Annotated in this window: 15 protein-coding genes and 2 pseudogenes; 10 read left to right on the forward strand and 7 right to left on the reverse strand. The window is 70.3% G+C overall.

From position 1 onward, the window contains the following. Nucleotides 1–8: 8 nt before the first annotated feature. From ABZ354_RS25015 to ABZ354_RS25025, 3 genes are all read right to left on the reverse strand, one after another. Nucleotides 9–2177, reverse strand: coding sequence for an NACHT domain-containing protein (locus ABZ354_RS25015; protein ID WP_358660310.1), 2169 nt, complete (start codon nt 2175–2177; stop codon nt 9–11). Between the two features lie 688 nt (nt 2178–2865). Further along, nucleotides 2866–3537 carry a hypothetical protein gene (locus ABZ354_RS25020; protein WP_358660312.1) on the reverse strand — a complete coding sequence of 224 codons (672 nt, stop codon included), beginning with the start codon at nt 3535–3537 and terminating at the stop codon, nt 2866–2868. A 199-nt stretch (nt 3538–3736) separates the two neighbouring features. After that, entirely contained in the window at nt 3737–4258 is a 522-nt protein-coding gene (locus ABZ354_RS25025; RefSeq protein WP_358660314.1) for a hypothetical protein, read from the reverse strand. 41 nt (nt 4259–4299) lie between these two features. On the opposite strand from ABZ354_RS25025, the gene ABZ354_RS25030 reads away from it, so the two are divergent. From ABZ354_RS25030 to ABZ354_RS25050, 5 genes and pseudogenes are all read left to right on the forward strand, one after another. Further along, nucleotides 4300–4698, forward strand: a complete 399-nt coding sequence (locus ABZ354_RS25030; RefSeq protein WP_358660316.1) for a hypothetical protein — start codon at nt 4300–4302, stop codon at nt 4696–4698. Nucleotides 4699–5489: 791 nt separating this feature from the next. Further along, nucleotides 5490–6581: pseudogene (locus ABZ354_RS25035) on the forward strand (IS256 family transposase); the annotation flags it as partial. A gap of 59 nt (nt 6582–6640) precedes the next feature. Next, the gene (locus ABZ354_RS25040; RefSeq protein ID WP_358660318.1) at nt 6641–7702 is read left to right on the forward strand and encodes a hypothetical protein; all 1062 of its coding nucleotides are present in this window, start codon (nt 6641–6643) and stop codon (nt 7700–7702) included. Nucleotides 7703–7809: 107 nt separating this feature from the next. Beyond that, complete coding sequence (locus ABZ354_RS25045; RefSeq protein WP_358660320.1) at nt 7810–9069, forward strand: GDSL-type esterase/lipase family protein; 1260 nt, start codon at nt 7810–7812, stop codon at nt 9067–9069. A gap of 173 nt (nt 9070–9242) precedes the next feature. Beyond that, on the forward strand, nt 9243–9872 hold the full coding sequence (locus ABZ354_RS25050; protein WP_358660322.1) for a hypothetical protein: 630 nt from the start codon (nt 9243–9245) through the stop codon (nt 9870–9872). Between the two features lie 85 nt (nt 9873–9957). Here ABZ354_RS25050 and katG read toward each other — a convergent pair whose 3' ends face one another. Both katG and ABZ354_RS25060 read right to left on the reverse strand, forming a co-directional pair. Further along, entirely contained in the window at nt 9958–12174 is a 2217-nt protein-coding gene (katG, locus tag ABZ354_RS25055; RefSeq protein ID WP_358660324.1) for a catalase/peroxidase HPI, read from the reverse strand. Between the two features lie 47 nt (nt 12175–12221). Further along, on the reverse strand, nt 12222–12665 hold the full coding sequence (locus ABZ354_RS25060) for a Fur family transcriptional regulator (RefSeq protein WP_358660326.1): 444 nt from the start codon (nt 12663–12665) through the stop codon (nt 12222–12224). Nucleotides 12666–13308: 643 nt separating this feature from the next. Here ABZ354_RS25060 and ABZ354_RS25065 point away from each other — a divergent pair. Beyond that, a complete protein-coding gene (locus tag ABZ354_RS25065; RefSeq protein WP_358660328.1) occupies nt 13309–14010 on the forward strand; it encodes a hypothetical protein in 702 nt (233 codons plus the stop codon). 115 nt (nt 14011–14125) lie between these two features. Here ABZ354_RS25065 and ABZ354_RS25070 read toward each other — a convergent pair. Then, nucleotides 14126–14756, reverse strand: a pseudogene (locus ABZ354_RS25070) (glycoside hydrolase family 11 protein). A 467-nt stretch (nt 14757–15223) separates the two neighbouring features. Here ABZ354_RS25070 and ABZ354_RS25075 point away from each other — a divergent pair. Continuing rightward, entirely contained in the window at nt 15224–15886 is a 663-nt protein-coding gene (locus tag ABZ354_RS25075; protein ID WP_358660329.1) for a lysophospholipid acyltransferase family protein, read from the forward strand. A gap of 51 nt (nt 15887–15937) precedes the next feature. Here ABZ354_RS25075 and ABZ354_RS25080 read toward each other — a convergent pair whose 3' ends face one another. Further along, entirely contained in the window at nt 15938–16879 is a 942-nt protein-coding gene (locus tag ABZ354_RS25080) for a helix-turn-helix domain-containing protein (RefSeq protein WP_358660331.1), read from the reverse strand. A 98-nt stretch (nt 16880–16977) separates the two neighbouring features. Between ABZ354_RS25080 and ABZ354_RS25085 the strand changes: the two genes are divergently transcribed. The 3 genes from ABZ354_RS25085 (at nt 16978) to ABZ354_RS25095 (ending at nt 20343) form a co-directional block, all read left to right on the forward strand. Next, nucleotides 16978–17784, forward strand: a complete 807-nt coding sequence (locus ABZ354_RS25085; RefSeq protein ID WP_358660333.1) for an NAD(P)H-dependent oxidoreductase — start codon at nt 16978–16980, stop codon at nt 17782–17784. Nucleotides 17785–18255: 471 nt separating this feature from the next. Further along, a complete protein-coding gene (locus ABZ354_RS25090; protein ID WP_358660335.1) occupies nt 18256–18918 on the forward strand; it encodes a hypothetical protein in 663 nt (220 codons plus the stop codon). Between the two features lie 219 nt (nt 18919–19137). Then, on the forward strand, nt 19138–20343 hold the full coding sequence (locus ABZ354_RS25095) for a phospholipase D-like domain-containing protein (RefSeq protein ID WP_358660336.1): 1206 nt from the start codon (nt 19138–19140) through the stop codon (nt 20341–20343). The last annotated feature ends 155 nt before the right edge of the window (nt 20344–20498 follow it).

The following is a 20498-nucleotide window of genomic DNA, read 5'->3' on the forward strand; positions in this document are numbered from 1 at the left end:
TTCCTCGATCACGGGGAGTGAGATGCGGCATTCTCACTCGGGTTCTGCAAGAGCCATTCTTGTAGTTCCAGGTGGCGGAACTGATAGGAGATGCCGGAGATACGCAGAATACCGGCACGGTATGCCCAGTCGAGGAAGGCGTCGAGTCGCAGCGGAAGGCCCGACCGGACCGACGAGATCGTGACGGCGATCGCATATCGGGTCCAGGCCCCGGCACCCAGGGCGACCCCGAAGACCAGTGCCTCCATCAGCCCGGCGGCGCATCCGAGAACGGTGGCGTACTCCACGTGGAACGTGTGGAGGAGGTCCGCCGCCGTTCCGCTGGTGAAGCCGTACAGCGGCCCGTGCTCCTGGTACATCTCCGCCAGCGTGAGCTGCCGACCGCCGACATGAGAGTTCTCGAAAAGTCGTTCGATCCCCAGGGAGTGCTGTAAGGCGTAGACACGTCTGTAGACCGGCCAGAAGACCAGCCCGTAGGAGAACCAGAAGATCAGACCGAGGGACAAACCGAATCGCAGGTCGTTGCGCAGTGGGTCCCGGGGCGTCAACGCGTCGGACAGACCGCGGTTGAATGCGAAGTACAGGCTGGCTGCGGGGATGATCAGGAGCCCGAAGCCGAAGCCCTGGCTCAGATAGGGTATGAATCCGTGGGGTCCGTCCTTCGCAAGGACCATCGCGACAAGGGCAAACACCACTCCGACTCCGGCGGCGGCAGGGAGGCTGAACGCCAGGCCGACCACGACTTGTCGAAGCCCGCGTCGGGTGAACAACCTCCTCGGGTCGAACCGCTTGGGTGCACTCCGGGGACTCAGGCCGATCCTGGCTGCCGGCAGGCAAAGCAGGGCGAAGTAGAGCAGCATCGACTTGTCCAGCCCGCCCATGACGAAGTCAGAGAAGGCCGCGACACCGGCTGTGACGACGAGGACGTGCAAGAACCGGGTCAGTACTGGCCCGGACGCCGGCCAGATGTGGTGCAGCACGATGTCGACGCTGGTACCCGGGGCGTGGTGGGCAGACGTCCCGTGTTCGTGATGGTAGACGGCAAGCCCGGCGAGCCAGCGGTGGACATCAGCGGACGAGTAGGGACGCGGGTCGGCGAGCCCGGTGGATGCCGGGATCAGCCGGCCCAGCAGGTATTTGTCGGGATCATCGATCGCCGGGTGACGCAGCAGGTCCGCGGGATCGCCCTCGTGGGCGAAGACGGTGGCGGCGAGGGTCAGGCGCCACGGATTGGACAGCGTGACGGCCAGTGCGCTCGTGGACGTTCGGCGGATGTGATCCAGCACCGGCTGCCAGGCCTGTGGGTCAAGCGCACGTCCACCGAGGTACGCACACGCCTTCTCGGCGTCCACGGGCGCGACTTCGATGCGTGCCGCGTCGCGCAGTTGTCTGTTTCGCGGCAGGGCGTCGTAATGCGTTGTACGGCAGGTCAAGATCACCGGAGCTAGGTAGCGGCCTCGTTGGTACCTGTTCAGGTGGTCCAGAAGTGCCCGGGCCCTTTGCTGGTCGTGAGCCGGATCGCCGACGGCCCGATCCATCTCGTCCAAGCCGTCCAGCACGGGAAGTACCCGGCCCTGTTTCACGAGTTCCAGGGCTTCGTCATGCCTCCAGTTGTAGGCAGCCATCAGATGAGAGGCGACGTTCTCGGCCACGGTGAGCCTCGTATCGTACTGTGCCAGCCCCATGCGCAGGGGAACCGGTTCGTCATCCTGTCGGTTCTCGACGAGCGCCAGCAAAAGTTCCAGCAACAGAGCGGTCTTTCCTGCCCCTGCTTTACCGGTGATGAGTAATCGCTTGGGCTGGGTGCTTTGGTAGTAGGTGTGAATGTCAGGTGAAGCCGTCGAGGATTCATCTGGATTTAGGTACATGCGCCCGACTCCGTGCGGGTTAGACGCCGGGCGGACCGCGCTGGTTCTCCGAACGAAGTGGAGATTGATTCTGTGGTCGTCGTCTCCTATGAGCTGGCGAAACTGCGGGGTCTCTGCGTCGAGGACCTGCCGCGCCAGTTGCGCCGCCAAGGTGCGCCCTCGGTCTTCCGAAGCCGCTCTGAGATCTTTCCTTCTGTAGGCAACACCTTGGAGGACGGCGGTCATGGTGACAACTAGGGCCAGAAGGTCCACGGGCGGCGCCCCGTGAAACCCCTCCAGGGCGGAGCGTACGACGGCGTAAACAGCCATGCTTGAAAGCAACAGCCAGCCTAGGGTTTCCAGAGGGCCTCTTCTCGACCTGCGGCGCCTCCCGTTCCTTACCACGCATTCATGGTGTGGCCACAGCGCCGGGAGAGCAACGCCTGCTTTCGGTCATCGATGCTGGAGCTTCCCCCTGATCATGGACACCTGGAAACTGGGACTTCGTGCGCCACCGGGCGCTCGCCGCACAGCCGCTGCTGCTGACGATGCTGGCGCTGTACGACGCCGCCGGCAACGCCCTATGCCGCGACGGCGACGACCCCCGAGCTGTACGAGCCACTGCTCATCTCCTTCGCCCGCCGGGAGGTCGACAAGTCGGGTCCGGTCCCCGCCTCTGTACCGGACGACGAGGCACGCACCCGGGTGGAACGCGAGCCCCAGCGGCTGTCCCTAGTGGCGTTCGCCCTGCACAACCGGCGCCGCCAGTGGGTGTCGGCCGCCGAACTCGACGAGGACCTTGAGGCGTTGTCCCCGAGCCCGAGGACGTTGCGGACGATGCGCCGGCTCCGATCGAGCAGGCCCGCACCGAGCGCCGTCGCCAGGCCGACGCCACCCCCACCGCCGCCCTGCACCGAGCCCGTGCAGATCGCGCGGAACGGAAGGCCAAGACGGCGGCCACGGTCCCGCAGACGACACCGCTGGGCAGGACGGCGTGAGGAGGGAAGAACCCGAGGCGTCAGGGGCGGCGGGCGAGGACGTCGTCGATGCGGGATGCGTCGGCGACCCACGTCGCGGCGGTCGGCGATATGAAGCCGAGGACGGTCTGGATGTCGTCCCGGCGGGCTTCGAGGGACAGGTGCCAGATGCCCTCGTGGTGAGCGATGCGGTTGCGGAACTGGTGCAGTCGCTTGACCGGGTTCTCCACCGTGGTCAATGCACGGTTGGGGGCGTGCGGGAAGGCGCCCGCGAGGTCGGGCCAAAGGCTGGTCTTGTACTGGCGGGCCAGCAGGAAGCGCCAGAAACCGAAGCTCAGCTCCGCGATGACCTTCCCACGCGGGGTGGCCGCAGTGCCGCCCCGCCCGGCGCGCTCCTGGGCCTGGGCGATGTCGCCGTGGGCCTTGCCACCGAGGGGAACCTGCCCGTCGATGTACCACTCTGTGGTGCGGCCCCGGCGCTGCTGGCGGACAACGAGGCGGGCGTCCAGCGCGTTGCGCAGCATGATCTCCAGATGTCCGAGCGGTTCGAAGAAGGCCGCGGCGAGGTCGCTGTTCCACCGGTACAGCGCGAGCGCGGTGGTGGAGTCACCGGCGCAGGCGGTCAGGTAGGGGTTCAGCCGGTCGGGGCTGATCAGCTCGATGACGGCCTTGTCGTCGGGCGGCTCGATATTGGTGGGCGGCGTGCTGTGCATGGTGGGGCAAGCGTAGGTACACTGGGCGGCGAAGACCCTGGAATCGTCCCTGGTAGCCCTCGAAAGAAGGCAGGCCATACCCCCAGGGTTCAGACGTCAGTCGAGGGCCGCACGGTTTGACCGTGCGGCCCTCGCTCTTTTCAGCTCGCGGATCAGGACGGTCGCCCTCTCGATCCGGGCGACCGCCGTCTGCTGCCGGTCAGTCGCCGGCCTCGTGGGGGAGACCGTCGTCCAGGACGATGCGGATGGTCTCGCCTTGTCCCGTGACGTCGGTGAGTTCGGCCGCGATGCGGTTGTAGGTGGTCATGGCCAGTGCCCAGTCGGCCTGCAGCGGGGTGGCGGTGGAGCGGGTGTTCCACAGCTCGATAAGCAGGGCGATGAGGGAGCGTCCGGACAGGACGGTCTGGACGCGGCCTTCCTTGATGTCCTCAACTGAGGGCGGGGTGCGGAAGTGGCTGTGGTCGACGGCCAGGGCGGCGAGCCACTCCCAGGTATCGCGGTGCGCGATCAGTTCGGCGGAGGCCACACCAGCGGCCTTCAGCAGCAGGACGCCATGGGCGACCTGCGGATCGTTCGCGCCTGCGGAGGCCTGCGACGTGGCAGCAGCAGGTTGGCCAGCGGAGGCGCCGGTGCCCTGGTAGGCGGCCTCGATGGCACGCTTCAGCGCGAGGTCCTGGTCCTCGCCGGTCTCGGGCTGCGGCTGCTGCTCGGCATTGTCCATGGTTCCCCCCGGGAGTCGGTGTCGACGGTTGAGACGGGTGGATGCCTTTCGGCGCTGACGGACGAGGCGTAGCCAGCCTCGGGTTCGGGCGGCTGCGCAGCCTCCTGGGTCCCCGTGCCCTCGCCGGAGGTGTCACCTGTCCCTTCGGGTGGCGCGAAGGGACGCAGAAGGTCGACAAGGTTCAGGAGCTGTCGGAGCTCACCCCGCGTCTCGTTCAGGTCGCTGATCATTCGGTCCTGACGGCGGCGGACTTCCCGGTTCTCCTCACGCAATCCGGTGACGCCGGCCTGGAGCTGTTCGAGGATCTTCAGGCGGCTCTGCGTGACGTCACCGTGCAGCGCTGTCAGCCCGACCGTCGGGTCATCGAGACGTGCGAGTTGCTGTCGTATCGCTCTAGTTCCTTCATGGCATCACCGAATGCGTCTTTCCACCTCACGTGACCCCCTGATTACTCTGAGCATGTGACCGCCCATATCTCCCCAAGCGACCTGAGGTGACGCGACGGTTTCCAGCCCTTCCCTGGCCAAGACCACCCACCCTTACCGCTGCTGCACGCCATTCGTGCGCCTTTCACGAGCTGACGGGGCGTCCCCTCGGCCAGCAGCTTCTCGGCGAGTCACGTAGCGGCCGATGGCGTTCTTCAGCGCGCCAGCCAGTGGGGCCCTGCCATGCGGTCTTCCCTCCCTCCCAAGCCGTCGGTAAGCCCGCCCCCTCCGCTGCAGGTGGGTAGTCGCCGCCGTGGCGTACGACGCGGACTCCGGGACCCGCATCATCGCGGCCGCCACCAAGGCGGCGGGCCGCACCGTCGTACGCGCCCCGACCCGGCCGATGCTGTCCCGACAGACCCGGCCCGGCCGCGCTCACCGGTCCGGCCAGGACCCGGGAAACGGCGTGCGAGGGCTACCGCCGCGCGCTCGCCGCGCACCAGGAGGCCGCGCCGGGTGGACCCGGGCATCGCGGCAGCGGTGGAGCGGCAGACCGCCGCGATGCGATCGGCACGGGCCTCGCCGGCCTCGCCTTCTGGTGGCGACTCTCTGCCCCACCCGCTTGATGCGCGCACTCGGCCCCGCGAGGAGAGCACCCTGCGGGGGTCGAGGAAGGTCCGGGGCAGGCGCCGACGGGGTCAAGCAGTTACTTCTTGTCGGCGTGGCGCTGTTCGGGGGTGTTCTTCTTGGTGCGGGACTGTAAGACGTTCGGTGTAACTCCCGATCATGGAGGGCGAGATCAGCGACACCTCGGCTATGACAAGCACGACCCGGCTGGCAAGAACAGTGGCAACTCCCGCAACGGCAAACGCTCCAAGACCGTCCTGACCGATGTCGGACCGGTGGAGATAACCGTGCCCCGCGACCGCGACGGCTCCTTCGGACCAAAGATCGCCGCGAAGCGGCAGAAGCGCCTGAGCGGCGTCGACGAGATGGTCATCTCGCTGGCCGCGAAGGGCCTGACCACCGGCGAGGTGCAGGCGCACCTGGCCGGGGTCTATGGCGCGGAGGTCTCCCGGCAGACCATCTCCACCATCACCGACAAGGTGCTCGAGGGCATGGCCGAATGGCAGAGACGGCCTCTCGACGCCGTCTATCCGGTGGTCTTCATCGATGCCATCCACGTGAAGATCCGCGACGGTGCGGTGGCCAGCCGTCCCATCTATGTGGCTCTGGCCGTGACCACCGAGGGTCGGCGGGAGATTTTGGGGCTATGGGCCGGTGACGGCGGCGAGGGCGCCAAGCACTGGCTGTACATCCTCACCGAGATCAAGAACCGCGGCTTGAGCGATGTGCTGATGCTGGTCTGCGACGGGCTCAGGGGCCTGCCCGGGGCGGTGGAGACGGTCTGGCCGCGGACGATCGTGCAGACCTGCGTGGTGCACCTGTTGCGGAACTCCTTCCGCTATGCCGCCCGCCAGGACTGGGACAGGATCGCCAAGGTTTTGAAGCCCGTCTATACGGCGCCGACTGAGGAGGCCGCCCTGGACAGGTTCGCCGAGTTCGCCGACGCCTGGGGCAGGAAATACCCGGCGATCGTGAAGCTGTGGGAGAACGCCTGGGAGGAGTTCACTCCATTCCTGCGGTTCGACACCGAGATCCGCCGGATCGTCTGCACGACGAACGCGATCGAGTCGGTCAACGCCCGTATCCGCCGGGCGGTCAAGGTCCGCGGGCACTTCCCGAACGAGCAGGCCGCGTTGAAGTGCGTTTACATGGCGATCATGTCGCTCGACCCCACGGGCAAGGGCCAGGCCCGCTGGACCATGCGCTGGAAGACCGCGCTGAACGCCTTCGACATCACCTTCGACGGCCGCCTTTCCGCAGCCCGTCAGTAACCGTCAACCCCGGTTACACCGCTCGTTTGACAGACCTGTATCGCCCTGAGGGGATCCCTGTGTGCTGGATCTCGCCGCACAAGAAGCCGCCGAACTGGATCGACGTGGTGCCGGCGGTGCGGGTCCGCGCCCCGGAGGGGTCGGGGGAACCGTGGGTGGTGGACGACGGGCTCGCCGGGTTCGACTACGACGCGGGGAGCTGGGTGTTCCGGGAGGAGGAGCTCGGGCGGTTCGTGCGGTGGGCGCTGCTCGGACAGCTCGTCCCTGCGCGGAGTCTGCCGCGCTACCAGCGGGTGACCCGGCGCGTCGACGGCGAGGTCTGGTGGTTCCGTCGGGACCGGTGGTGGACCTCCGATCAGTCCGTCCGTGCCCAGCGCGAGCGCGAGCAGATGCGGCAGCTTCAGGAAAAGGCCAGGCAGGAATGCGAGGACCGGCAGAAGGAGCGGGACGCTGCGGCTGCACGGCGCCGCCAGCGGCTGCAGCAACTGCGACAACAGCGCCTCGCCGAGGAGGCCCGCCGCCGTCGGGCTGAGGAGGAGAAGGCGCATCGCACGCGGATGGAGCAGCTGAAGTGCGAACGGGAGGAGCAGCGCCGCCTGCTGGAGGAGCAGCGGGCCCGCGAGGCTGCCGAGCAGGCGGAGAAGGCCCGGTTGGCGCAGGAAACGGCACGGACGTGGTGGCTTCGGGTGTCTCCAGCGCAGCGGGCCGAGCTGTTCGCCGCGGTGGCTGACCGGGCGTGGAAGGAGGAGAAGCTGATGGTCGAGATCCCGGAGAAACCGCGCATGCATTCGAGCTTCGAGTACGGCGTCCCGTTGTACTCCCGGGGCCGGTTCCACTCGCTGTACGGAATCGTGCGCCCCTGCCCGGGCCTCGTCTCTCTCTCGCCCCCAGCTGGAGTTCCAACGGGTCCTCGTCCGCAACGCCCAGGAGGCCAGGGAGCTGGAGGAGGCGATGAGCAGACGCGCCCGCATCATGCACTTCGGTCTGCCCGACCACGAACAGCTCCCGCTGTGCTGACACCCGCCCGGACAGTCGTCTCCCGGGGCGACGACTCACAAGCCCGCGGCTTCTCCCCGCACCCGCGCGCCGGGCACCCGTACCGGCCCGCGGCACTCTCCTGACTCCGATTCGCGTCCCTCTCCTGTCTTCCACCGCCCCTCTCCACAGAGGGGGTGAAGGGCAGCGCGCTCATTGCGGGCGTGCTGCCCGACGGTCGAGGGAGACGGCGATGGAGTGGATGAACGTGGTGCGGGCGCTGGCGGAGGACCCGTGGGTGTGCGCCTGGTGGGCGAGGGCGTCCGGGGGCTGGACCACCACCCCCCTCACCGCCGACCTCGTCCGCGGCGCCCTCGACGTGGAGCGCACCGAGCACGGCCTGCTCCCGCACCGGTTGCCCGCCGGGGCCCGCGCACAGAACACCGACCCGCAGCTCGCCATGGCCGAGTCCCAGCCGTCCGGCGTACGGCTGGCCTTCCGCACCCGTGCCACCACCGTCGAACTCGACACCCGGGCGACGAAACGCGTCTACGTCGGAGCCCCGCCCCGCGCCGACGGCCGGTACGAACTGTTCGTCGACGGACAGCCGGCCGGGCACGCCACCGCGACCGGCGGCAACACCCTGACCATCGACATGACCACCGGCTCGCGCACCCACCGGGCAGGACCACCGGACACCCTGCGCTTCACCGGTCTGCCGGGCCGGGCCAAGGACGTCGAGATCTGGCTCCCGCACAACGAGACCGCCGAACTCCTCGCCCTGCGCACCGACGCCCCCGTCGAGCCCCTCCCCGGCCGGGGCCGCAAGGTGTGGCTGCACCACGGCAGCTCCATCAGCCAGGGCTCCGACGCGGACGGTCCGGCGAGCACCTGGCCCGCGCGCGCCGCCCTGCTCGCCGGTGCCGACCTGATCAACCTCGGCCTGAGCGGCAGCGCCATGCTCGACCCGTTCACCGCCCGTGCGATACGGGACACCCCGGCGGACCTGATCAGCGTCAAGGCCGGCATCAACCTGGTCAACCACGATCTGATGCGGCTGCGGGCCTTCACCCCGGCCGTGCACGGCTTCCTCGACACGATCCGCGACGGGCACCCGGACGCGCCGCTGCTGGTCGTCTCCCCGCTGTACTGCGCGATCCACGAGGACACGCCCGGCCCGAGCGCGCCCGACGTCCGCGGCTCGGGCGACGGACGGGTCGTGTTCCGCGCGGCGGGCGACCCCGCGGGCCTCGCGGCGGGGCAGCTGAGCCTGGGCGTGGTCCGCGAGGAACTGCGCCGCGTCGTGACACAGCGCGCCGCCGACGACCCGCGTCTGTACTTCCTCGACGGCCACGAGCTGTACGGCGAGGCCGACTTCGCCGAGCTGCCCCTGCCCGACCAGCTGCACCCCGACGCCGCGACGCACCTCCGCATCGGCGAGCGTTTCGCCCGGCTGGTCTTTACCGGCGACGGCCCCTTCGCCCCGGCCGGCGACACGCCCCGCGCCCGCTGACGAGAGCCGGGGGACAGGGCGGACGCATGTTCCGCCGTGGCACAGGGCAACGAAAGGGGGTGCTGATGGGTCGTACGAGATGCCATGCCCGGAAGCCGGGCCGACGGGCACTCACCGTCGGCCTGTTCCGCGCCGACCGGAACCGGTGTCCCGTACACCGCACAGGGGGAACGATGCAGACCACCCGCACCCGCCGCAGCACCCGAGCCGCACTGGCCGTCCTGGCCGCCGGGGCCGCCCTGGCCCTGGCCGCCGTCCCCTCGACGGCGGCCGACGGCACGTCGGCCACCGACACGCCCCGCTTCCTGGAGCCGGCCGAGCTGCCGCCGCACGCCACGTCGCTCTGGTACGGCAGCGACGTCACCGCCGGACAGCCGGAAGTCCCGCCGTTGTGCGTGGGCGACGCCTTGCCGTCGATCTCCAGCCACCGCTTGTTCTGGACCGACCTGGACACCACCGCCGTGCAGGTGACGGTGGTCGAGCCGGACGAACAGCGGGCCGCGGCCTTCGCGGCGCTGCTGCGCAAGAAGCTCGCCGATTGCGCGCAGACGCTGATGGAGCAGTACCCGGACATCACCGCGACGCAGAAGTACTACGGGAAGCAGCTCGTCGAGGAGGGCGCCGAGGTCTTCGGCGTGCACACCGTGGGCGGCTGGGGCGCCTCCGACATCAACCTGCTGTCCGTGGGCAGGGACGGCCGGACCGTCACCGTCGTGAGGTGGGGCCAGATGGGCGACTTCGAGCAGGCCCAGGTCGGCGACTTCTGGGCCACCACCGTCAGGGCCGTCAACAAGCTGTACTGACAACGGGCCGGGGCCGGCCGACGGCGGTCGGCCGGCCCCGGGTCCAGGGTCGCACGCGGGGCCGGACCAGGTCCGGCCGCGGTGATCAGGACAGGTCGAACCGGTCCAGGTTCATGACCTTGTCCCACGCGGCGACGAAGTCCGTCACGAACTTCTGCTTCGCGTCGTCGCTCGCGTAGACCTCGGCGAGCGCGCGCAGCTCCGAGTTCGAGCCGAACACCAGGTCGGCGCGGCTGCCGGACCACTTCAGCTCACCGGTGGCGGCGTCGCGGCCCTCGAAGGTCGTCTGGTCCTCCGAGGTCGACTTCCACGTCGTGCCCAGGTCGAGCAGGTTGACGAAGAAGTCGTTCGTCAGCACGCCCGGCGTGGAGGTGAGGACGCCCAGCTGCGACTGCTGGTGGTTGGCGCCGAGCACGCGCAGACCACCGACGAGGACGGTCAGCTCGGGGGCGCTCAGCGTGAGCAGGTTGGCCCGGTCGAGCAGCAGGAACTCGGCCGGCAGGCGCTGGCCCTTGCCGGTGTAGTTGCGGAAGCCGTCCGCGGTCGGCTCCAGCGCGGCGAAGGACTCCGCGTCGGTGTGCTCCTCGGTCGCGTCGACACGGCCCGGAGTGAACGGCACCTCGATGTCGAAGCCCGCGTCCTTGGCGGCCTTCTCGATCGCGGCGCAGCCGCCGAGCACGATCAGGTCGGCGAGGGACACCTTCCTGGCGCCGGTGTTGTACGCCTGCTGGACGCTCTCCAGGGTGCGCAGGACGAGCGCGAGCTGCTCGGGGTCGTTGGCCTCCCAGTTGCGCTGCGGCTCCAGGCGGATGCGGGCGCCGTTCGCGCCGCCGCGCTTGTCGCTGCCGCGGAACGTCGAGGCCGATGCCCACGCGGTGCTGACCAGCTGCGACACGGTAAGACCCGAGTCGAGGATCTTGGCCTTCAGGGCCGCGACGTCGGCGGCGCCGATGACCCCGCCCTCCGGCTCCGGCAGCGGGTCCTGCCAGAGCAGGGTCTCCTCGGGAACCTCGGGGCCGAGGTGCAGCGCCTTCGGGCCCATGTCGCGGTGGGTCAGCTTGTACCAGGCGCGGGCGAAGGCGTCCGCGAACTGGTCCGGGTTCTCGTAGAAGCGGCGGGAGATCTGCTCGTAGACCGGGTCGAAGCGCAGCGCCAGGTCGGTGGTGAGCATCGTCGGGAGGTGCTTCTTCGACGGGTCGTGCGCGTCCGGGACGATCGCCTCGGCGTCCTTGGCCACCCACTGCTTGGCGCCGGCCGGGGACTCGGTGAGCTCGTACTCGTACTCGAAGAGATGCCGGAAGAAGCTGTTGTCCCACTGGGTGGGCGTGCTGGTCCAGGTCACCTCGAGGCCGGAGGTGATGGTGTCGCCGCCCTTGCCGGTGCCGAAGGTGTTCTTCCAGCCCAGGCCCTGCTCCTCCAGCGACGCGGCCTCGGGGTCGGCGCCGACGTGGTCGGCCGGGCCGGCGCCGTGGGTCTTGCCGAAGGTGTGGCCGCCCGCGATGAGGGCGACCGTCTCCTCGTCGTTCATCGCCATCCGGCGGAACGTCTCACGGATGTCGCGCGCCGAGGCCAGCGGGTCCGGGTTGCCGTTGGGGCCCTCCGGGTTGACGTAGATCAGACCCATCTGGACCGCGCCGAGCGGGCTCTCCAGCTCACGGTCGCCGGAGTAGCGCTCGTCGCCGAGCCAGGTGGTCTCCGGGCCCCAGTACACGTCCTCCTCGGGCTCCCACACGTCCGCGCGGCCGCCGGCGAAACCGAAGGTCTCGAAGCCCATGGTCTCCAGGGCGACGTTGCCGGCGAGGACCAGCAGGTCGGCCCAGGACAGGCTCTGGCCGTACTTCTTCTTCACCGGCCACAGCAGGCGCCGGGCCTTGTCGAGGTTGGCGTTGTCCGGCCAGCTGTTCAGCGGGGCGAAGCGCTGCTGACCGGCGCCGGCGCCGCCGCGGCCGTCGCTGATCCGGTAGGTGCCGGCGCTGTGCCAGGCCATCCGGACGATGAGCGGGCCGTAGTGGCCGAAGTCGGCGGGCCACCAGTCCTGCGAGGTGGTGAGCACCTCGGCGATGTCCTGCTTCACGGCCGGCAGGTCGAGGGAGGTGAACGCCTCGGCGTAGTCGAACTCCTCACCGAGGGGGTTCGCGACGGCGGGGTTCTTGGCAAGGATTTTGAGGTTGAGCCGCTCCGGCCACCACTGGCGGTTTCCGCCGCCCTGGGTCGGGTGCGGAGCGCGCCCGTGCGCGACGGGGCAGCCACCTCCGCCCTCCGTCTTCGGGTCGGTGACGATTGCCTCGTGGTTCTCGGACATGCGAATCCTTCCAAGCTGGGCAGATCATGGTGCTGTGGAACTGCGAGTCAGGGTGCTGTGCTGCGAGCGGTGGAACAGTCGGGGCACATGCCCCAGTAGATGACCTCGGCCTCGTCGATCGAGAAGCCGCGCTCGTCGGATGCCGACAGGCAGGGCGCCTCGCCCACCGCGCATTCGACGTCGGCGACGACGCCGCACGAGCGGCACACGAGGTGGTGGTGGTTGTCGCCGACCCGGCCCTCGAACCGGGCGGGGCTGCCCGCCGGCTCGATTCGGCGTACGAGCCCGGCAGCGGCGAGCGCGTGCAGGGCGTCGTACACGGCCGGCAGGGATATGTGACCGACCCGGTCGCGCACCCCGGAGGCGATGGCCTCGACCCCGAGATGGTCACCTTCGCGGACGGTCTCGAGCAGAGCGACACGGGCAGCCGTCACCCGCAGGCCTGCGCTGCGCAGTTCCTGGGCGGTCGTCGGGGTCCGGGGCGCTGTCATGCCGCCGACCCTACCCTCATAAACACAAAAGGTTAAGGAAAACGAGTAACTCAGGTCTTCGGCGATCGTCAGGGGTGAGGTGGCTCACCTTAGGCGGGGCGGCGTCCCGGGAGAACCCTTCGTGAGGAGCCGGTTCCGGTGGGTGATGACACGCCTTCTCGCAAGGCGTCCGCCAGTGCGCATCGATGGCAACGGCAAACGATGCGAACTCCCCGCACGTCCGCCGAAGGTCCCGCCGCCCTGCGCGTCCCGCCCGGCGCGTCAGCCGGGTATTGACAGGGACTCGCGCGCGACGTTGGATGCACGATGCGCGAAATCCCCCTGGACAAAGGGGACTTGGGCGAATTGAGGGTGCGTCGCGCACGCATGCCGGGAGCGGAAGATCCCCGCAGGAGCCTCACACCGTCTGCACACAGATGATCGACCGCGTGGTTACCGTTACGATCGCTCGATTCCGCGTACGAACGTGACCGGGCCGCGGCCTGTGGGCCGACGGTGTGTCAACTCAGGAAGACCGGAGATGGATTACTGCTCCTCGTGCCGTCGGCACCTCAACGGGGCCCTGGTGTGCCCCGGGTGCGGTGCCTATGCCCCGGATATAGATCCGGCCGCCTACGCTCCCGTCGCCCCGTCCACCGCAGCCATGACAGCGGTGGGTATGGAGGCCGGGACGGAGCCCGGCGACTTCGACACGTGGGGGGCCGGCGAGCCCGGTGGTGAGACCGACGTCGTGGCCGTGCAGCCCGTGACCGAAGGCCGTGCCGCACGGCGTCGCCAGCGTGCCCGCTGGAAGAAGAACCAGCGTCGTGCCGTGGTCGCGACCGCCGTCGCCCTCGTCAGCGGCAGCGTCGCCATGGTCGCCATGGACCAGCAGCCCGGTGACCGGGCGCGTGCCGCCGCGGCACCGGAGGACCCGGGTTCCCACTTCGGCGAGGAGCTGACCGGGCAGTACAGCCGCCCGGCGGCGAGGCGCTCGGAGGAGCCGCGTTCGACGTCCACGCCCGCGGCGTCCCAGCGCGCCGGCCGGCACGGCGGTGACGCGGACTCGGCCCGCACGGCGCCGTCGGACAACCGCGCTGGCACGGTCGCCCAGCCTCACGTGACGCGGGCCGCGACCCCGCCGCGGGGGCATACCTCGGCGCCCTCGGTCAGTGACATCACGGACGCCACGGGCGTGACGGGCGGCTCGAACACGGCGGACGATCCGGTGACGACACCCGTACCGACGCCGCCGCCGGCCGCCGACGAGGGCTCCGGCAGTCAGCCGCCGGCCACCCAGCAGCCGACGACCGAGCCGGAGACCCGGGACCCCAGGCTCTGCCTGCTCGTTCTCTGCGTCGGCTGAACCAGCCCGACAGCGATGTGGCGCGACGGTCGACGACCGTCGCGCCACGGCTTTCTCACCCGACGGTGATGTTCGAGTTGCCGCTGCTCCGGTAGCCCTCGGTCGCGAGGATCATCTAATACCTGAGGCTGCCCATCGGCATGCCGGCGCGGGACCACGCGTCGAAGTGGTTGCCGGTGGTGATGGACCCGCCGGTCCGCTTCTGCTGCCGGACGCTCCAGTACTGGTTGAAGGTCTTCGTGCCTTCCACGGACGGGGCGTTGTACCGCGTCGTCTGGTAGATGTCGTACGTCCCGCCGTCGCTGGTCACGGCGCCCTTGTACGTTCCCGTGGGCCGGTAGGTGCCCCAGTTGTCGACGATGTAGTACTCGACGAGCGGGTTCGACGTCCAGCCGTACAGACACAGGTAGCCGTTGCCGGACGGGTTGAAGCTGCCGTAGTAGCTCACCGTCCGTCGGCCGCCGTTGCTCCAGCCCTTGCCGCACACGAAGTTGCCGCAGTTGCTCCAGGACGTGCGGTAGCTGCCGCCGGAGCTCAGGGTCATGGAGACGGAACCGCCGCCGTCCGTCCAGAACGAGTAGTAGTAGCCGTTGGTCAGTGCCGGTCTGGTTCGTCGTGATGGTGGTGTCGGCGTGGGCGGTGCCCGGCAGGAGCAGGCCGGACGTGGTGGCGAGCGCGAGCGCGCCGGCGCCGCCGATGAATCCTCTGAGGCTGAGCCGGGGGGCGGCGGCATCGTTCTCGTGCATGCGTCCTCCTCAGTGGGGGTGCCTCGGTGCCGCCAGTGTTGGATCGGCCTGATGGGCTGTCAACAGTTTCGGCAGAGGATGCGAAAAATTCCCCCGGGACGGCTGGCCGGCAGATGACCATAGATCCAGGTCACTTCACTGTCACCGCGAATCGCGTGAGCTCCTGGGGCGAATTGTCGGATTTCGCGATCGGGACGCACGCGCGAATACGCCGAAAGTTTCGGAGATGATGCCGATCATATGAGGCGTCGAGGAGCGCCAGTGACCCCGCACGGCGCCCCGTACGACCCGCGCCCCACACCTGCCGGGTACGCCGCCGCGAGTGGCCGGGGTCACTCCGCTGTCAGACGCTCGCGCCCTGCCCACCCGGTAGTCGGCGCGCGGAATTGAGTACGCGCGCTCAGGCCTGCCACCCCACCCGGGCGTCACGATGCGCGGAGCAACCTCGCCAACACCGGGAGACCCCCATGCTCAGCCGCCTCGCCGACGTCCTGGTGCCCGTCGCCGGCCGCCTCACCGTGACCACGGACGCCGACGCCGTCCTCGCACCGGGCAGCATCCTCGCCGCGAACCACACCTCGCTCGCCGACCCCGCCGTCGTACTCGCCGCACTGCACCGCCTCGGCGTCCGACCGGTCGTCATGGCGGCAGCCGGCCTGTGGCGCATACCCCTCCTGGGCGGTGCCCTGATCCGCGAAGGGCACATCCCCGTACACCGGGGCGACCCGCGCGCCGCCCACGCCCTCGACCTCGCCGCCGACGCGCTGGACGCCGGACGCCTCGTCCTCATCTACGCCGAGGGCGGCATCCCCGCACGCGAAGACGCCGCCGAGGCCGCGCCCCACCCGTTCCGAAGCGGCCTCGCGCGCCTCACCGAACGCACCGGCGCGCCCATCGTGCCCGTCGGCCAGGCAGGCGCCCGCCGGATCACCTCGGGCAGCACGGCCAGACAACTCGCGGGCGTGGCCACCGCACCGCTGCGCCGCCCGCGCCTGCACGTCCACGTGAGCGCCCCGCTGACCCCGACGGGCGATCGGGCCGCACGCACGGCACAGGCACACGGCGCGGTGACGGCCGCGTGGCGCACGGCAGCGGCGGGCCTGGGTGAGCCCGCGGCCCTGGCTGCCTGACGTACGGCGGATGCGGCCGACCGCCCGGTGCCGCCGCACCGGCGGTCCCCCTCACCCCCGGTCCCCACCCGGGACCAGCAGGCTGAGGGCCCTCGCCTCCTCGCTGCCCTCCCCGGCGCTGAACACATGCACCACGAGGCCCGCCTCCCCGGGTGCGGCCGGGACGTGCAGGGTCTCGAAATCGAGGGTGAGCAGCCCCGCCTCCGGATGCCGCAGCCGCTTGCGTCCCGCCGCGCACATCACGACCTCCCCGGTGGCCCAGATCCGCCGGAACTCGGCGCTGCGTTCCGACAGTCCGGTGATGAGGGCCGACAGCTCCGGGTCGTCGGGGTAGCGCCCCGCGGAGACCCGCAACTGGCCCACGGCCTCGGCCGCCCTGTCCTCCCACTCCGGGTGGACGAACCGGGACGCGGGGTCCAGGAAGAGGTACCTGGCGTTGTTCCGGTCGCGGCGGCCCGGGTCGCCCAGGCCGCCCATCAGTTCCGCACCCGGACCGTTCCAGGCGACCACGTCGAGCCGGTGGTTCGTGGCGAAGGCGGGGAGTGTGGACATCGCGTCCAGGATGCGACGGAGCACCGGACCGACCCGGGTCTCGGGCACGGGCTCGCGCCGGGCACCGGCCAGCGTGGCGAGGTGCGTACGCTCCGCCGCTCCCAGACCGAGCGCCCCGGCGAGCGCGTCGAGCACCTCACGCGACGGCTGCGTGGCACGGCCCTGCTCCAGCCGTACGTAGTAGTCCACGCTGATCCCGGCCAGCTGCGCCAGCTCCTCGCGCCGCAGCCCCCGCACGCGCCGCCGTCCGCCGCCGGTGAGACCCACCTGCTCCGGCGCGACACGCCCCCTGCGGGCTCGCAGGAAACGGCCGAGGGCACGCCGGGTGTCACCGATGCCGTCGATGCCGTCGTGGGAGCCGGGGTGGCGGGCCGTCCCGGCCGTGTGCTCGTTCCCGGCCCGGTCCGGGTGTTCGTGTTCGCTCAGGTCGACGCCGTTCATGGCCCCCAGTATGGGTGGCCCCCGCGGTACCAGGACCGCCGTTCCGACGGTCGAAGAGGGTGCTGGCCCGGGCCGCCCGTACGGGGGAGCGTGGTGCCATGACCGAGAGCGTGCCGCAGCAGCGGAAGAAGATCCTTGTCGTCAGCGCCCACCCCGAACCCCGGTCGCTGAACGCCGCGTTGGCCGACTTCGCCGTCGCGCACCTGAGGTCGGCGGGGCACGAGGTGCGGGTGTCCGACCTGTACGCGATGAAGTGGAAGGCGACGGTGGACGCCGACGACTTCCCCGGCCACGCCCCCGGCGGGCGCCTCGACGTACTGGCCGGCCAGGAGAGGGCCACACGGGAGGGCAGGCTCACCGCGGACGTCCTGGCCGAGCAGGAGAAGGTCCGCTGGTCGGATGCGGTGATCCTGCAGTTCCCGATGTGGTGGTTCTCCGTGCCGGCGATCCTCAAGGGCTGGATCGACAGGGTGTTCACCAACGGGTTCGCGTACGGCCCGTCCGTGCCTCCGCCCTACACCGAGGGCGCACTGGGCGGCCGGCGCGCCCTGCTGTCGGCGACGATCGGAGCCCGGCGCTCGGCGTTCTCCGACCGGGGCATCCACGGCGACATCGCCGACGTCCTCCACCCGCTGCAGCACGGCCTGTTCTGGTTCACCGGCATGGCACCACTCGCCCCGTTCGCGGTGTACGGCACGGTCGCCCTGCCCGAGCGGGAGTTCGCCGCCGTCACCGGGGCCTACGGTCACCGGCTCGACGGGCTCTTCACGGACGATCCGGTCCCGTACCGCACCCTCGACGGGGGCGACTACGACCACCACATGAGACTGCTGCCGGGCGCCGCGGCCCCGGGCACGACCGGACTGGACCTCCACCTCCGACCGCGGGGACGGCAGCGAACCTGAGCACGACGGGCCGCGACCGGACCACCGGCCGTGGGCATGCCGCGCGCCCTCACTACGGGTGACACCCGGGGCGGGGCCGAGTGACGGGCCATCTGCCGAAGCTCTGCCGGCGACTGCGTGTGACGGGTCGTCGCCGACTACGATGGGCAGGTTCGGCAGGGTGGCACAGCGGGGGTGCGCGGCATGAGCGGTGGGTACGGCGGGGGCGGGTACGGGGGACCGGCGGGTGGCCCGGGCGGCCGACCGCCCGCGGGACGGCCCGGCCAGGGGGTGCCTCCGGGGCACCCGTACCCGCCGCCGGCGGGAGACCCGTACGGGCGGCCGATCCCTCCGCAGGGATATCCGTACGCGCCGCCCCGCCCGCCGGTTCCGCCGCGTGCCGAGCCGTCGAGGACGCGGAAGATCCTGCGCGGCATCCGCAATCCGCTGTACGCAGCCCAGCGGACCTTCCGCCCCTCGCGTCAGGGGCTCGTGGAGGATCCGCAGGTCCGCAAGCTGCAGCTGTGGCGCACCGCACTGGGGCTCGTTGCCTGGGTGGGCCTCATGGTCACCTACAACGCCGTCGTCAGCGCCGGCGACGCCGCGGCCGTGGCGGACGAACGCTTCGACCAGAGCTGGTCCAGCGTACTGGTGCTGGTCTGCACCTTCCCCGTGGTGGTCGGCGCGTTCGTGGCCGCCGCACGGCCCGGGTTGCGGCGCCTCTACCTGCGACGGGCCCTGCGTCCGCTCGGCGCGGTCGTGGCCGTCATGGCGTCCATGGGTACCTCGGCGCTCGCGTTCGCACCGGAGACGGCGGGGTTCCGGGACATCATCGGCCTGCCGGGGAAGATCGCCCTCGGGGTGCTCTGCCTGTGGGCGGTCGTGTTCGCCCTCTACGGCATCGGCCTGTCGCTCGTGCACGTCTTCCGTACCGCCGACATCCACGAGGTGCTGCCGCCGGTCCTTGCCGGCGTTCTGGTGTGGGAGATGGCGTTGCTGGACGTCGTCACGGGCGCCTACCCGCAGGTACCCGCGGGCGCCAGGGTCGTGTTCATCCTGGGCGCCCCCACCACGGTCACGGCTCTGTCCTGGTGGGAGGTGCACCGGCTGCGCCGGCACCACGGGCTGACGGTCCGTGACGCGCTGGGCCGCTGACGGCCTGCAACGCAGTCGGGTGCGGTCCCCGTTGGCAGGGGCCGGGAGCGCCGGGCGGGCCCGGCCGGAAGTGACGAGAGTCTCGTGCAGCGCGGCCCCGTCCCCGGCGAGGCCGGGAGTGAGGCGGTGGCTACCGGGCATCTGCTCTCTCGGGCCGGCCGGCGGCCCGCGGCGGCGTACGCACCGCTGTCCTTCTGGCGCGACGGGAGATTCGCAGCGATGCTCGACGGCACACCGGCAGCCACCGACCGTGGTGCCTCACCTGACGCGCAGATACGCAAGAAGCGCCTGCGCCGCCGCCTGGAGCGGTTGATCGGCGTGGCCGCCACCGAAGGCAACGAGGTGGTGCCGCTGCGCAACGGCGACGAGATCTTCCCCGCGATGCTCGGCGTGATCCGCTCCGCCCGGCACACGATCGACATGATGACCTTCGTCTACTGGCGCGGTCAGATCGCCCGCGACTTCGCTGCCGCTCTCGCCGACCGCGCCCGTGCGGGAGTGCGGGTACGACTGCTGCTCGACGGCATCGGCGCCAAGGAGATCGAACGGGACCTGCTGGACGTCATGGACGCCGCCGGTGTGCAGGTGGCCTGGTTCCGCAAGCCCGTCTGGCTGTCACCGTTCAAGCAGAACCACCGCTGCCACCGCAAGGCGCTCATCGTCGACGAGCACACCGCGTTCACCGGCGGGGTCGGCATCGCGGAGGAGTGGTGCGGCGATGCCCGCGGCCCCGGCGAGTGGCGGGACACCCACGTCCGGGTGCGCGGCCCGGCCGTGGACGGTATCGCCGCCGCATTCGCTCAGAACTGGGCCGAGTGCCACGACGAACTGTTCGACGACCGCGACCGCTTCACCGAACACCGCCAAGCCGGCTCGTCGGTCGTTCAGGTGGTACGCGGCTCCGCCAGCATCGGCTGGCAGGACATGCAGACCCTCATCCGGGTCATGCTCACCTCCGCCGAGGAACGCTTCCGTCTCGCCACCGCCTACTTCGCCCCCGACACCTACTTCGTCGACCTGCTGTGCCAAGCCGCCGGCCGTGGCGTGCGTGTGGAAATCCTGCTCCCCGGCCCCCACACCGACCAGCGTGCCTGCCGCATCGCCGGCCAGCAGCATTACGCACGCCTGATGGAAGCAGGGGTCCACATCCGGCAGTACGAGTTGACGATGATGCACGCCAAGATCATCACAGTCGACTCGGTCGCCGCTCTCATCGGATCCACCAACTTCAACCGCCGGTCCATGGACCACGACGAAGAAGTCATGCTCGCCGTCCTGGACCAGGATTTCACCGCCGCACTCGACCACGACTACGAGGCGGACCTGAAGCACAGCGTCGGCATCGACCCCGACCGGTGGAGACGCCGGGCGGTACTCCAGCGAACCAAGGAAGCCGCGGTCATTCCGATCCGCCGCTTCCTGTGAGCACGTCGCACCGGCGAGAGGGGCGGAGCGGACCGTTCTGCCGCCGGTCGCCCCACCGACGGGGCACACGCTGCAGCCGGAGGGCTCCAGCGCGCGGCGCGGGAACGGACCGGATCCCGGAACGCGTCCTCACGTGCCGGCGTCCGGCCCTTCAG

It is taken from the genome of Streptomyces sp. NPDC005925 (assembly GCF_040638805.1).
Classification (GTDB): domain Bacteria; phylum Actinomycetota; class Actinomycetes; order Streptomycetales; family Streptomycetaceae; genus Streptomyces.